The 14,476-nt window shown below is 74.4% G+C and carries 12 protein-coding genes; all 12 read right to left on the bottom strand.

Features of this window, described 5'->3' with window-relative positions:
• Positions 1-66: 66 nt before the first annotated feature.
• The 12 genes from DE149_RS04000 to DE149_RS03945 all read right to left on the bottom strand — a co-directional run bounded on the left by DE149_RS04000 (position 67) and on the right by DE149_RS03945 (position 14,461).
• Entirely contained in the window at positions 67-1,482 is a 1,416-nt protein-coding gene (locus tag DE149_RS04000; RefSeq protein ID WP_036316342.1) for an NAD(P)/FAD-dependent oxidoreductase, read from the bottom strand.
• 53 nt (positions 1,483-1,535) lie between these two features.
• On the bottom strand, positions 1,536-3,134 hold the full coding sequence (locus DE149_RS11940; RefSeq protein WP_113913988.1) for a DUF501 domain-containing protein: 1,599 nt from the start codon (positions 3,132-3,134) through the stop codon (positions 1,536-1,538).
• Positions 3,135-3,184: 50 nt separating this feature from the next.
• Entirely contained in the window at positions 3,185-4,009 is an 825-nt protein-coding gene (locus tag DE149_RS11895; RefSeq protein WP_113913987.1) for a septum formation initiator family protein, read from the bottom strand.
• 137 nt (positions 4,010-4,146) lie between these two features.
• Positions 4,147-5,424, bottom strand: coding sequence for a phosphopyruvate hydratase (gene eno / locus DE149_RS03985; protein WP_113913986.1), 1,278 nt, complete (start codon positions 5,422-5,424; stop codon positions 4,147-4,149).
• 177 nt (positions 5,425-5,601) lie between these two features.
• Entirely contained in the window at positions 5,602-6,408 is an 807-nt protein-coding gene (locus DE149_RS03980) for a MazG nucleotide pyrophosphohydrolase domain-containing protein (RefSeq protein WP_113913985.1), read from the bottom strand.
• A gap of 7 nt (positions 6,409-6,415) precedes the next feature.
• On the bottom strand, positions 6,416-7,627 hold the full coding sequence (locus DE149_RS03975; protein WP_113913984.1) for an adenosine deaminase: 1,212 nt from the start codon (positions 7,625-7,627) through the stop codon (positions 6,416-6,418).
• Positions 7,628-7,651: 24 nt separating this feature from the next.
• The gene (locus DE149_RS03970; protein ID WP_113913983.1) at positions 7,652-8,299 is read right to left on the bottom strand and encodes a DedA family protein; all 648 of its coding nucleotides are present in this window, start codon (positions 8,297-8,299) and stop codon (positions 7,652-7,654) included.
• A gap of 4 nt (positions 8,300-8,303) precedes the next feature.
• Positions 8,304-9,638, bottom strand: a complete 1,335-nt coding sequence (locus DE149_RS03965) for a thymidine phosphorylase (RefSeq protein WP_101965732.1) — start codon at positions 9,636-9,638, stop codon at positions 8,304-8,306.
• Positions 9,639-9,712: 74 nt separating this feature from the next.
• On the bottom strand, positions 9,713-10,144 hold the full coding sequence (locus DE149_RS03960) for a cytidine deaminase (protein ID WP_070709657.1): 432 nt from the start codon (positions 10,142-10,144) through the stop codon (positions 9,713-9,715).
• A gap of 2 nt (positions 10,145-10,146) precedes the next feature.
• The gene (locus tag DE149_RS03955; protein ID WP_113913982.1) at positions 10,147-11,454 is read right to left on the bottom strand and encodes an ABC transporter permease; all 1,308 of its coding nucleotides are present in this window, start codon (positions 11,452-11,454) and stop codon (positions 10,147-10,149) included.
• Positions 11,451-12,866 (bottom strand): ABC transporter permease, encoded by a 1,416-nt coding sequence (locus DE149_RS03950; RefSeq protein ID WP_113913981.1) that lies wholly within the window; start codon positions 12,864-12,866, stop codon positions 11,451-11,453. The genes DE149_RS03955 and DE149_RS03950 overlap by 4 nt, the downstream gene beginning before the upstream one ends.
• A complete protein-coding gene (locus DE149_RS03945) occupies positions 12,863-14,461 on the bottom strand; it encodes an ABC transporter ATP-binding protein (RefSeq protein WP_113913980.1) in 1,599 nt (532 codons plus the stop codon). Before DE149_RS03945 ends, DE149_RS03950 begins: the two co-directional genes overlap by 4 nt.
• Between the last annotated feature and the right edge of the window lie 15 nt (positions 14,462-14,476).

Raw genomic sequence — 14,476 nt, 5'->3', positions numbered from 1 at the left:
GGGTGCGGACGACGCCGGCCCCGTCCGATGCGCTCGGACGGGGCCGGCGGCCCGCTGGCTGCAGGATCAGCCCTTCGAGGACTCGAGGGCCCGCTGCCGCTCGAAGCGGCCGGGCTCGAGCTCGACGCCGGCGGCGCGGCGGAACGGGTTGAACGGGGTGTCCAGGCCCGCCACCGAGGTGGAGTCACGGCCGAACAGGGTCTCGGCGACCCAGCCGGACAGGATGCGGAACTTCCGCTCCAGGGTGGGCATCGCGTAGCCGTGGTAGCCGCGGTGGGCCAGGAACGCCGGGATGCCGGCGATCTTGGTGCCCAGCGGGTTGCCCACGCCGCGGCCGAAGCCCAGCCCCGCCACGGTGCCCAGGGACTTGTGCACGTACTCCTGCACCTCGCCCTCGCCGTGGCGCACGGCCATGTAGTTGGCGGCCAGACGCTTGGCCTGACGGATGGCGTGCTGGGCGTTCGGGACGCAGAAGCCGCCCGGGCCGGCCCCGGTCAGGTCCGGCACGGCGGAGACGTCGCCGCAGGCCCACGCACCCTCGAGCGCGCCGGCCTCGCCGTCCTTGATCTGCAGGGTGGGGGTGGCCTCCACGCGGCCGCGGTCGTCCACCGGGAAGTCGGTGCTCTTGACCACGGAGTTGGCCACCACGCCGGCGCACCACACGAGGGTGTCCGCCGCGAAGGTCTCCGCCTCCTCCTTGGAGGGCATGGCCACGAGCTTCATGACGCCGTCCGTGGCGTCGCCCAGCGAGGTGTTGAGCAGGACCTCGATGCCGCGGTCCTTCAGGTGCTCCACCACGCCCTGGGCCTGCTCCTCGGAGACCTCGGGCATGATGCGGCCCATGGCCTCGACGAGGACGATCCGGATCTCCGACTGGGAGAGGCGCTCGTTGCGCTCCACGGCGTTGCGGATGAGGTTCTCCATCTCCGCGATGGCCTCGATCCCGGCGAAGCCGCCGCCCACCACCACGAAGGTCAGGGCACGCTTGCGCTCCTCGGCGTCCGTCATCAGGGAACCGGCGTCCAGGCGCTCCAGGATCTGGTTGCGCAGCTGGACGGCCTCCTCGACCGAGCGCAGACCGATGCCCTGCTCGCCCAGACCCGGGATCGGGAACACGCGGGTCACGGCGCCCGCGGTCATCACGATGTCCTGGTACGGGATCTCGAACTCGTCGCCGCCCTCGCCGCGCACCACGGCGGTGCGGCCGGCGTGGTCCACGGACACGACGGCGCCGCGGACGACCTCGGCGTCCTTGAGGTGCGTCTGCAGGTCCACGTTCACGTGGCGGCCCTCGATGTGGCCGCCCACGACCTCGGGCAGGAACGGGTAGTACGTCATGTACGGGCGGGGGTCGACGACGGTCACGACGCCGCCGCGCTCGGCGACCTTCTTCTGCAGCTCGCGGGCGACATGGAACCCGGCGTAGCCGCCGCCGACGATCAGCAGGCGCGGCTTGGGAGACAGTTCAGGGGTGAGAGACATACCGCCAGTCTACGCACGCACGGGCCCGGCCCCTCCACTCTCCGCCGTCGTGGTCAGGACCGCAGCGAGAGCACGATCCCGTCCAGGATGTCGTGCTCGCTCGCCCAGGCCTCGGTGACGCCCGCGACCTCGGCCACCCGCTCCAGGACGGTGCTCCACAGCAGCGCGCCCGCGCCGATCACGTCCACCCGTCCCGGGTGCATGAACCCCCGCTCGGCGCGTTCGGCCCGGGTCGCCGCCACGAGGCCCTCCGCCGCCGCGCGGAACTCGGCGATCGGCAGGCGCGCACCGTGGATGGCCTCGGGCTCGTACGTGCTGAGCCCGAGGGCCTCGGCGGTCACGGTGGTCACCGAGCCGGCCACGCCGACCACGCGCGCCACGCGTTCCAGCGGCAGGCGGGCAGCGGCGTCGTCGAGGAGACGGAGCGCGTCTGCGCGGGCCGCGGTGACCTCATCCGACGTCGGGGGGTCGGAGCGCAGATGACGCTCGGTGAACCGCACGCAGCCCATGTCCAGGCTGACCGCGCCCACGACCTCGCCCGCGGGCGTGCCGACGACCAGCTCGGTGGAGCCGCCGCCGAGGTCCACGACGAGCACGAGGTCCTCCGGGCCCAGGTCCGCGGTCTCGACGGCGGAGACGGCGCCCGCGAAGGACAGGCCGGCCTCCTCGGCGCCCGAGACGACCTCCGGCTCGACGCCGAGCCGCTCCCGGACGCCGTCGACGAACGCGGCCCGGTTGGAGACGTCCCGGCTGGCGGAGGTGGCCACGAACCGGACCCGGCCGGCGTGGTGGCGCTGGACCAGGCGGGCGTACTCGTCGACCGCCGCGAAGGTGCGCTCCAGCGCGGCGTCGGAGAACGCGCCGGTGGCGTCCACGCCCTCGCCCAGGCGCACCACGCGCATCTCGCGCACGACGTCGGCCAGCGGCGCCGCCGGGTCGGCCCCGGCGCCGGTGGTCTCGTCCGTCCCGGCCGGCCGGGAGATCAGCAGGCGGATGGAGTTCGTGCCGCAGTCCACGCCGGCCACCGTGACCTCCTTGAGCGCGGCGACGCGTTCGAGGTGCCTCACGTGCCGGGACAGGTCCTTCGTGGGCACCGCCGCGGCCTCGTCCCACGCGCCCTCGCACGCGCAGACCTCGGGCGTCCACCACGGGGCCACCAGGGCGATCGCCTCGTCACCGAGCGGGTTCACCCCCGGCCCGGCCGCGAGCGCGTGGCCCACGAGGGCGTGCAGGCACTTCACGCGCTCGGGCATGCCGCCGGCCGAGACCCCGGCGATCTCCGGGACGGGCCCCGTGCCGGCCTCGGCCCCGACCCGGTCCCGCTCGGCGATGTAGGCCTCGTGCGCCGCGCGGTGCGCGGCCGCGAGCGCGGGATCCTGGGCGAGGCGGTCGTTCATGCGTGCCATCTCCCCGTCCGCCTCCACGCGCGAGACCGCCGCCGTCAGCACGGGGTGCGTCAGGTAGAAGGTCGTGGGGAACGGGATGCCGTTGGAGAGCCGCGGCGCGGTGGTGGCCACGAGGGGGTTGCCGCACACGCAGCGGGCGCCGATCTCCACGACGTCCCGGACCGGGCGGCCGAGCTGGCGGGACAGGGTGTCCAGGTCCTGCTCGGTGACGGTGCGGTCCTGGGCGGGGCGGGGGCTGACGGTCATGGTGTCCTCGGGGGTGCGGGGGTGGTGCGGGCGGGGGCGGGGCGCGGGGCTCACTCGAGCCCGGCGCGGACGGCCGAGTCCCACAGGCCCTCGGCCCACGGCAGGCGGGTGTTGACGACCTCGTCCGCGTCGGCGGCGGGCGTGTCCTCGGCCTCGGTGTCGGTCTCGGTCTCGGTCTCGGTCTCGGTCTCGGAGGGTCGTCCCGTCACGGAGTACAGGGTCTCCCCCGGCATGACCAGCTCGAGGCGCTCGCGCGCCTGCTGGGTCACGTAGGCGGGGTCGTCCCACAGCTGGATCCGCCGCTCGTAGTCCTCGCGCTGGGCCTGCATGGTGGCGATCTCCTCGCGCGCGGCCGAGATCTCCAGCTGCTGGTTCAGGAACGCGCGCAGCGTGGGGGCCACCAGGACGGCGGCCAGCAGCAGCACGGCGACGACGATGAGCGAGCGGCCCGTGATCTGCCGGGCCGGCACCGGCTCCGGCAGCGGGGCCCGACGGCGGGCGGCCGTGGCGGCGGCGGATGCGGCGCCGCGGGGGGCGGGCCGGGGCCGACGCCCGGCCGGGCGGGCCAGAGCCGTGCGGCGCGGGGGTGCCGACGGGGATGCGGGGGCGGCGGTGTCCTCGGCGGGGGCCGTGTCGGCCCGGTCCACGTCCGGGTGACCGGCCTGGCGGCGCTCCTGGATGCTCTGCAGGTCGATGACCTCGGCGTCCGTCGCCGCGGGCGCCGGCGTGGGGGCCGCAGGGGCCGCGGGGGTCGGCGTGGGCGCGTCCGCCTTCGGGGAGGCCGTCGTCGGGGCCGCCGGGGCCGCGACGGCGGTCCGGCGCGGGGCGCCCGTCGTCGGGTCGACACGGGGCACGCGGGGGCGGCGCGGACTCATCGCGGACTCCTTCGGACGCGTGGCGGGGACCCTCCCAGCCTACTGCCCGCCCCTGACAGGATCCTGGCCACACCCGGGACGGACGCGGGCCCGCCCGGAGGGATCCGGGCGGGCCCGCGCGTCGTCGTCGGGGACGGTCAACCGCGGAAGCGCGGGAAGGCGGAGCGGCCCGCGTAGACGGCGGCGTCGGCCAGGTCCTCCTCGATGCGCAGCAGCTGGTTGTACTTGGCCACGCGGTCCGAGCGGGCCGGGGCGCCGGTCTTGATCTGGCCGGCGTTGGTGGCCACCGCGAGGTCCGCGATGAACGTGTCCTCGGTCTCGCCCGAGCGGTGCGAGATCATGCAGTGGAACATGTGGCGCTGGGCCAGGGAGATCGCGTCGAAGGTCTCAGTCAGGGAGCCGATCTGGTTGACCTTCACGAGCAGGGCGTTGCCGGCCTTCTCGTCGATGCCGCGCTGCAGCCGCTCCACGTTGGTGACGAACAGGTCGTCGCCCACCAGCTGGACGCGATCGCCCAGCTGCGCCGTCAGGTGCTGCCAGCCCTCCCAGTCGTCCTCGTCGAGCGGGTCCTCGATGGAGACGATCGGGTAGTTGTCCACCAGCTCGGTGTAGTAGGCGGCCATCTCCTCGGCGGAGCGCTGCTGGCCCTCGAAGGTGTAGGAGCCCTTGGCGAAGAACTCGGAGGAGGCGACGTCCAGCGCCAGCGCGATGTCCTCACCCAGGCGGTAGCCGGCCTTCGTCACGGCCTCGGCGATGAGGTCCAGGGCGGCGCGGTTGGACTCCAGGGACGGGGCGAACCCGCCCTCGTCGCCCAGGCCGGTGGACAGGCCCTTCTCCTGCAGCCCGGTCTTCAGGGCGTGATAGACCTCGGTGCCCCAGCGCAGGGCCTCGCGGAAGGACGGGGCGCCGATCGGGGCGATCATGAACTCCTGGATGTCCACGTTGGAGTCCGCGTGGGCGCCGCCGTTGAGGATGTTCATCATCGGCACGGGCAGCACGTGGGCGTTCGGGCCGCCCAGGTACTTGTAGAGCAAGAGGTCGGAGGCCTGCGCGGCGGCCGCCGCGACGGCCATGGACACGCCCAGGATCGCGTTCGCGCCCAGCTTGCCCTTGTTGGGGGTGCCGTCCAGGTCCAGCATCGCGCGGTCCACGGCGCGCTGGTCCGCGGCGAACTCGCCCTCGAGCTCCTCCGCGATGCCCCCGACGGCGGCGACGGCGTCCAGCACACCCTTGCCGCCGTAGCGCTTCTTGTCCCCGTCACGGCGCTCGACCGCCTCGAACTCGCCGGTGGACGCGCCCGAGGGCACGGCCGCGCGGCCCAGGGAGCCGTCGGTGAGCAGGACCTCCACCTCGACGGTGGGGTTGCCGCGCGAGTCGAGGATCTCGCGAGCGTGGATGGCGTCGATCAGGGCCATGGACGGGTCTCCTTCAATCGAAGTCGGAAGTCGTGCCCGCGGCGTGGACACGGCCTCAGCCTAGCGGGGACCTCAGGTTCCAGTCGGCCGCGCGCCGGCGACAAGACCGCCGTTCCCCCCTGCTGCGATGTCGCTGGGGCGCGGTCGGGGCTGCGGCCGGGCCGGAGCGGCGCCGCGTCAGCCGGACGGGCGCAGGGCCGACCAGTCCCCCGCACGCACCCGCGCCACCGTGGTGCGCAGGGCCCGTTCGGGGTCGAGCCCCGCCGCCCGGGCCCGGCGCACCAGCGCGAACAGCTCCGCCCCGAGCGCGGCCTCGTCGGGCCACACCGCCGCCGGGCGCTCCCCCGCCTCGGCGGCCGGCGCCGGGACGTGCGCCGCGAGCGGGTCCGGCTCCTGCCGGGCCGCGCGGTCGACCACCTTCGCGGCGGCGGCCAGCGCCGGCAGCCGGGCCGGGATGTCGCCGACGTCGAGGCCCGGGCCGGTGCCGCCGTCGCCGTGGGCCGGGGCGGCGGACGAGAGCCCCGCGGCGGCCCGCTCCTGCGCCTTGACCCGCTCCCAGGCCAGCTCGACGGCCTCGGGCGTGACGGCGGCGAGCTCCTCGGCCGGGCGCAGGCCGCCCTCGGGGGTGAGCACGAGCGGGTTGCGCCGGATCATCTTGGCGGTGAGGGCGTCGGCGGCGTCGTCCAGGCGGAACCCGGCCGTCTCCGCCGGGGCGCCCGGCGCCCGGGAGACGGCGGCGTGCAGGACCACCTGGAACAGGACGTCCCCGAGCTCGGCGGCCAGGGCGGGGTACGCGCCGTCGGCCCGACGCGCGGGCACGTCGGCCCATGCGGCGGCGTCGCGGGACTCGATCTCCGCCACCGCCTCGTACGCCTCCTCCACGAGGTACTCGGCGAGGTCGGCGTGGGTGAGCGCGGCCGTCCACGGGCAGTGGTCGCGCAGGGCCTCGACCACCGCCACCAGACGGTCCACACTCGCGCTCACGGGCGGATCAGTCGTCCTCGTCCTCGTCGTCCAGCTCCTCGAGGACCGGGCCGACGGCGTCGCCGGAGATGACCTCGCCCCAGCCGGCCACGAGGATCTCGGCGAGGTCCTCGCGCTCGTCCACGGACAGGAAGGCGGCCTCGGCGGCGTTGAGCTGCAGGTCCAGCAGCTCGGAGAGCGAGTAGCCGAAGGTCTCGGCGAGCAGGTAGAGCTCGTCGGTCAGGGACACGTCCGAGACGAGCCGGTTGTCCGTGTTCACGGTGACGCGGAAGCCGAGCTGCACGAGCAGGTCGATGGGATGGCCCGCGATGCCCGCCGCGGCGTCCACCGCGCCGGTCTGCAGGTTCGAGGACGGGCAGACCTCCAGGGCGATCTGCCGGTCCCGCACCCACGCGGCGGTCTCGCCCAGGTCCACGATGCCGGTCAGCTCGTCCAGCTGCTCGCCGTCCTCGTCCACGCCGCCGTACTCCACCGAGATGTCCTCGGCCAGGCGCACGCCGTGGCCCAGACGCAGGGCGCGGCCGTCCACGAGGGCCGAGCGGACGGAGTCCAGGCCGTCGCCCTCGCCCGCGTGCACGGTGACGGGCAGGTGGTGGGCGGCCAGCCACGTGAAGGTGTCGGCGAAGCGGGAGGGCGGGAACCCGGCCTCGGCGCCCGCGATGTCGAAGCCCACGACGCCGGCCTCGCGGTGGCGCACGGCCAGCTCGGCGATCTCCTGGGCCCGGTCGGCGTGCCGCATCGCGGTGACCAGCTGGCCCACGCGGATCACGTGGCCCGCGGCGTCGGCGGCCTCGACCGCCTCGTCCAGGCCGGCCTGCACGGCCTCGACGGCCTCGTCCAGGGTCAGCCCGCCGGCCAGGTGCTGCTCGGGGGCCCAGCGGATCTCGCCGTAGACGACGCCGTCGGCGACCAGGTCCTCGACGAACTCGCGGGCCACGCGGCGCAGCTGCTCGCGGGTCTGCATCACGGCGGTGGTCAGGGCGAAGACCTGCAGGTACTTCTCGAGGGACTCGCCGTTGGCGTGCTCGGCGATCCACTCGGCCAGGCCCTCGACGGTGTCCGCGGGGACGTCGACGCCGGCCTCGCGGGCCAGGTCGAGGACGGTGCCCACGCGCAGGCCGCCGTCGAGGTGGTCGTGGAGGGAGACCTTGGGCAGGACGGCCAGGTCGACCTCGAGCGGGGAGGGGGATGCGGTGTCCGGAAGCTGCGTCGTCGTCACGGGCGTCACTCTACGGCAGGGCGCTCAGCGCAGGGCCTCCTGCTCGGCCAGGGTGAGGCCCTTCACCCCGGCCCCCAGCCGGCGGCGCAGCAGGGCCTTGAGCAGCCGGTCCAGCAGCAGGCCCACGAGCGCGGCACCCGTCACGGAGACGGCGATCTGCAGCACCGGGTTCTCCAGCCAGCCTGCGGTCAGGCGCGCGATCATGATCGAGTACGCGGCCCAGCTGGCCGTGGAGAGCAGGTCCAGCCCCACGAACCGCACCGGAGGATAACGGGTGGCGCCGGCCGTGAGGTTCAGGGCCACGCGGCCGCCGGGGATGAACCGAGCGGTGAACAGCAGCAGCGCGCCGTGGCTGTGCAGGTGGTGACGGGCGACCTCGACCGTGGCCCGCACCCGCCGCAGCCGCATCCACCGGAACCGCTCCACGCCCACGGCACGGCCGATCGCGTACGCGGCCACGTCCCCCAGGAACGCGCCCGCGAAGCCGACCCCCCACAGCGCCCACAGGGAGAACGGATGCCCGTCGCGGACGATCGCGCCGAGGGCCACCAGCACCGACTCCGACGGGAAGACCGGCACGATGCCGTCGAGCAGGCACAGCAGCAGCGTCAGCGGCAGAACCCACCACTGCGCGGAGGCGTGGAGGATCGCCCCCTCGAGCCACGCGAGCATCCGGTCAGCCGATCCGGTCCAGGATCACGGAGCGCTCGCGCAAGGCCCGGGCGGCGTCGTCGTCGAGCTCGCCGACCGCCCAGCCGCCGGCGAGCGCGGCCTTCGCCCGCTCGAAGCGCTCCGGCGTGTCCGTGTGCAGGGTCAGCACCTTCTGGCCCCGGGCCACGCGCTCGCCGGGGCGCACGTGCACCTCGACGCCGGCCGCGGCCTGGACGGCCTGGCCCTGTCGCTCCCGCCCGGCGCCGAGGCGCCACGCGGCCAGGCCCACGGCCATCGCGTCCAGCTCGGTGAGGACGCCGTCCGTCTCCGCGACGACGTCCTCGGTGTGGGCCGCCGTCGGGAGGGCCGCGCGCGGGTCGCCGCCCTGGGCCTCGATCATCCGGTTCCACACGTCCATCGCCCGGCCGTTGGCCAGGTGCTCGGCCGGGTCCACGTCCGTGACCCCGGCGCCGGCGAGCATCGCGGCGGCGAGCGCCACGGTGAGCTCCACGACGTCGGCCGGGCCGCCGCCGGCGAGCACCTCCACCGACTCGCGGACCTCGAGGGCGTTGCCGGCCGTCCGGCCCAGGGGCACGGACATGTCCGTGAGCAGCGCCGAGGTGTCCACCCCGGCGTCCCGGCCGAGGTCCACCATGGTCCGGGCCAGCTCGCGGGCGGACGCCTCGTCCTTCATGAACGCGCCCGAGCCGCACTTGACGTCCAGCACGAGGGCGCCGGTGCCCTCGGCGATCTTCTTGGACATGATCGAGGAGGCGATCAGCGGGATGGCCTCCACCGTGCCGGTGACGTCGCGCAGGGCGTACAGGCGCTTGTCCGCCGGGGCCAGGCCCGAGCCGGCCGCGCAGATCACGGCGCCCACCTCGGAGAGCTGGCGCAGCATCGCCTCGTTGCTGAGGTCGGCCCGCCACCCGGGGATCGCCTCGAGCTTGTCCAGGGTGCCGCCGGTGTGGCCGAGGCCGCGGCCGGACAGCTGCGGCACGGCCACCCCGAAGGAGGCCACGAGCGGGGCCAGCGGCAGGGTGATCTTGTCCCCCACGCCGCCGGTGGAGTGCTTGTCCGCGGTGGCCAGGGGGCGGCCGTCCGGGGTGGTGAGCCCGCCGAAGTCCATGCGCTCACCCGAGGCGATCATCGCGTCCGTCCAGCGGGCGATCTCGGCGCGGTCCATGCCGTTGAGCAGGATCGCCATGGCCAGGGCGGACATCTGCTCGTCCGCCACCACGCCGCGGGTGTACGCGTCCACCACCCAGTCGATCTGCTCGGGGGACAGCGTCCCCCGATCCCGCTTGGTGCGGATCACCTCGACGGCGTCGAAGGGCTCGGCCTGCGGCTGCGCGGTCATGGGGTTCTCCTCGGAGGACGGCTGCGACGGTCAGCCTCCGACTCTAGCGAGCGGGCCCGGGAGCGCGCCGCAGGTCAGGGACGGTCCGCCCGCTCCAGGTCGGCCGGGCCGAAGGCGTCCGGCAGCACCGCGTCGATCCCCCGCTCCCCCGTCGGGGTGAGCAGCACGAGCCCGGGGGCGCGGAACTCGTACAGCAGCTGGCGGCACCGCCCGCAGGGCATGGTGAGCACGCCCGCGCCGTCCACGCACACGAACGCGGCCAGTCGGCCGCCCCCGCCCATGCGCAGGTCGGCCAGCAGCGCGCACTCGGCGCACAGCGTCAGCCCGTAGGACGCGTTCTCGATGTTGCAGCCCGAGACGAGGCGGCCGTCGTCGGTGAGCGCGGCGGCGCCCACCCGGAACCCCGAGTAGGGCACGTAGGCGTGCTCCGTGGCGGCCAGGGCCGCGGCCCGCAGCCGGTCCCAGTCCACGCGCGGCGCCGTCGTCGTGTGCTGCCCGTCCGCCACGGCTACTCCTTCACGTACGGCACGCCCGAGGCGGCCGGGCCGCGCGAGCGACCCACGAGGCCGGCCACGGCGAACACCGTGACGAGGTACGGGAGCATCGCCATGAACTGGCTCGGCACCGGGGTGCCGAGGATCGCCAGGACGTACTGCATGTTGGTGGCGAAGCCGAACAGCAGCGCCGCGAAGAACGCGCCGATCGGGTTCCAGCGGCCGAAGATCACGGCCGCGAGCGCGATGAAGCCCTGGCCCGCCGTCATCTCCTTGGTGAAGGACGACGCGGAGACGAGCGTGAAGAACGCCCCACCCATGCCGGCCACCGCACCGCCCAGCAGGACGGCGGCGTACCGCGTGCGGTTCACGTCGATGCCCACGGTGTCCGCGGCCTTGGGATGCTCGCCCACGGCGCGCACGCGCAGGCCCCAGCGGGTGCGGAACAGGGCGAACCACAGCGCGATCACGAGCAGGTACATCGCGTAGCCCAGGATCGTCTGGTCGAACAGGATGGGCCCGAGCACGGGGATGTCCGCCAGGCCCGGGATCCGCAGGTTCGGGAAGTGCGGCGGCGCGTTGAGCTCGGTGTCCCCGCCGGTGAGGACGGTGGAGTACAGGAAGCTCGTCAGGCCGGCCACGAGCACGTTGAGCACGACGCCGACGATCACCTGGTTGACCAGGTACTTGATCGAGAACACGGCGAGCAGCCAGGACACGAGGACGCCGGCCACGATCGCGGCGGCCAGGCCCGCCCAGGGCGAGCCGGTGGCGGTGCCGACGACGGCGGCCGTGAACGCGCCCGCCAGCAGCTGACCCTCGATCGCGATGTTCACCACGCCCGAGCGCTCGGCCAGGATGCCGGCCATCGAGCCGAAGATCAGCGGGACGGCCAGCGCGAACGAGCCGGCGATCAGGCCGGTGAGGAACACGGTGGTGTTGTCCGCCGAGCCGATCACCCAGATGAGGAACGCGGCCACGAACGCGACGGCGAACAGGGCCGCGGCCCAGCCGGGGGTGCGCCCCGAGCGCAGGGTCGCCAGCCAGGCCACCGCGGTCAGCACCGCCATGAGCCCGACGAGCAGCCAGCCCCCCAGCACGGGCTCGGCGGTCAGGTCCGGGAGCACGACGGCGTCGGACGCGTTGGAGAGCCGGAAGGTCGCCGTCGCTTCGGGGGCGCCGAGGGCGAAGACGGCCAGGGCCAGCAGGGTCAGGATCGTCAGGGCGATCGGGGTGGTCCAGTGCCGGACCACGACCCGGGCGGGCTCGACGGACTCGGGGCGGACGACGTCGGCGTGGGGCCGGGCGGCGGTCGCGCTCATCGGGCGTCCCCCTTCTGCTCGTGCGGGCGGTGGGTCGGGGCCGTGTCCGTGGGTGCAGTGGTCGGAGCCTGCGGGTCCGCGACGGCGGCGGCCGCGGCCGCCTGGACGCCCGTGGACGGGGCGGCGGCGTGGCCGCCGGCGCCGGTCACCGAGGCGCCGGCCACGGCGGGCTGGGTCACGGGGTCGGCGGCGCGGCGGGCACGGGCGGCGCCCGGGGCGGGCAGTCGGAAGATGGCGCGGACCAGCGGCGGGGCCGCGATGAGCAGCACGATCACGGACTGCACCACGAGGACGATGTCGACCGGCACCCCGGTCTCGGTCTGCATGGTCACGCCGCCGGCGCGCAGGGCGCCGAAGAGCAGGCCCGCGAACAGCACGCCCACCGGGTGGGACCGGCCGAGCAGGGCCACCGTGATCGCGTCGAAGCCGAAGGACCCGGCCACGGAGGTGTTCAGCGTGCTCTCCGTGCCGGCCACGTGGGTGGCGCCGGCCAGGCCGGCGAGGCCGCCGGAGATCGCCATGGCGGCCACGTAGGAGCCCTTCACGGAGATGCCGGCGGTGCGGGCGGCGTCGGGGTTGGCACCCACGGCCCGCAGGCGGAAGCCGAGGGTGGAGCGCTGCATCAGCCACCACGTGAAGAGCACGGCCAGCAGGGCGACGAAGAAGCCCCAGTGCAGCCGGAAGTCGGTCCCCAGCAGCCGCGGGAACATGGCGGAGCGGTCCAGCGGCGCGGACACCGGGTTCGTGGTGCCGGGCGCCCGCAGGACGGGGGTGTTCAACAGGTAGGCGAGCAGGTTCACCGCCACGTAGTTGAGCATGATCGTGAGGATCACCTCGTGCGCGCCCGTCCAGGCCTTGAGCACGCCGACGACGGAGCCCCACAGCACGCCGCCGAGCACGCCCATCACGACGACGAGCAGCAGGTGCACGCCGGGCGGCAGATGCAGGTGCACGCCGAACCACGTGGCGAACATGGCGCCGAAGATGAACTGGCCCTGGCCGCCGATGTTGAACAGGCCCGCCCGGAAGGCGATGGCGATGCCCAGCGAGATGATGATCAGCGGGGTCGCCACGGTGAGGGTCTCGGTGAGCGGGTAGAGCATGCCCGTCGCGTCCGAGGCCCGGTAGTTGAAGACGGCGCCGCGGAACAGGGCCGCGAAGGCTCCGGCGAACGCGGCCCAGGCGGCGGAGAGCAGGTCGCCCGGGCGGGCGAAGAAGTAGCCGGCGGCATCGCGGACGTCCTCGTCCACGGCGATGATCAGCAGGCCGGAGATCAGCAGGGACAGCAGGATCGCCAGGACGGTGACCGTGCCGTTGCCCGAGAGGATCCGGCGCAGGGCGGAGTCGGCGGGGGCGGGCCGGACGCGGGGGTCGGACGCGGGGGCCGGGCGCTGCGGGGCGGCGGTGCTCACGGGCGCTCTCCTTCCGTGGTGGGGTGGGCGGCGGGCGCCTCACCGGCGGTGCCGGGCGTGCCCGCGGCGACGTCTGCGCCGGAGGCGAGGGCCGCGTCGTCGGGGGTCTGGCCGGCCATCATGAGGCCGAGCGTCTCGCGCGAGGTGTCCCCCGGCACGATGCCGACGATCCGCCCGTGGTACATCACGGCGATCCGGTCCGCCAGCTCGAGGACCTCGTCCAGCTCGGTGGAGACGATCAGCACGGGGGTGCCGGCGTCGCGCTCGGCGATGATCCGGTCGTGCAGGAACTCGATCGAGCCGACGTCCACGCCGCGCGTGGGCTGCGAGGCGATGAACAGGCGCAGCCCGTCCACGAGTTCGCGGGCCATGACGACCTTCTGCTGGTTGCCTCCCGAGAGGGAGGAGACCGGCAGGTCCACGCCCTGGGTGCGGACGTCGAACTCGGCCACGCGGCGCTCGGCGAGCGCCCGCACCGCGGCGGGGCGCATCTGCACGGCGTTGCCGGCCGGGGCGACGTCGTACCGGTTGAGCACCATGTTCTCCGCCACGGAGAACGGGCCGACGAGCCCGTCCGTGGAGCGGTCCTCGGGCACGAAGCCGACGCCGGCGCGGATGATCTGGCGGGTGGACCGGCCGATCAGCTCCCGGCCGTCCAGGGTGACGGAGCCGGTGGCCTTGACCAGGCCCATGATCGCCTCGGTCAGCTCCGTCTGCCCGTTGCCCTGCACACCGGCCACGGCGAGGACCTCGCCCTGGCGGACGGCGAAGGACACGGCGTCCAGCAGCACCTGGCCCGTGGGCGAGACGACGGAGAGGCCCTCGACGCGGAACGTCTCCTCCCCCAGGGTCGGGGCCGTCCTGCGCCGCTCGAGGACGACGTTCCGGCCCACCATGAGGGCGGCCAGCTCGGCGGCCTCGGCGGAGGGGTCCGCCGTGCCGACCACGCGGCCGCGGCGCAGCACGGTGATGTCGTCCGAGACGGCCTTGACCTCGCGCAGCTTGTGGGAGATGAACACGATCGCCGTGCCGTCCGCGCGCAGCTGGCGGATGATGCCGAGCAGCTCGTCGGTCTCCTGGGGGGTGAGCACGGCGGTCGGCTCGTCCAGGATGAGGATGCGTGCGTCGCGGACGAGGGCCTTGATGATCTCGACGCGCTGCTGCACGCCCACGGGCAGGTCCTCGACGACGGCGTCCGGGTCCACGTCGAAGCCGTACTGCGCGGAGATCTCCCGGATCCGCCGGCGGGTGGCCTCGAGGTCGAGCACGCCCAGGGCGCGGGTGTGCTCGTCGCCGAGGGCCACGTTCTCGGCCACCGTGAAGACGGGCACGAGCATGAAGTGCTGGTGCACCATGCCGATGCCCGCGCGCATGGCCTCGCCGGGGCCGGAGAACCGGACGGGCTCGCCGTCGAGCAGGATCTCCCCCTCGGTGGGCTCGTAGAGCCCGAAGAGGACGTTCATCAGGGTGGACTTGCCGGCGCCGTTCTCGCCGAGGAGGGTGTGCACCCGCCCCGACTCCACGGTCAGGTTCACGTCCTCGTTCGCGGCGAACGAGCCGAAGCGCTTGGTGATCCCGCGCAGTTCGAGCCTCATCGAGGGCCTTCCGTC

The organism is Micrococcus sp. KT16, assembly GCF_003315015.1.
Lineage (GTDB): Bacteria > Actinomycetota > Actinomycetes > Actinomycetales > Micrococcaceae > Micrococcus > Micrococcus luteus.
Note: the sequence above shows the minus strand (reverse complement) of the source record. Positions and strands in the feature narration are given on the sequence as shown.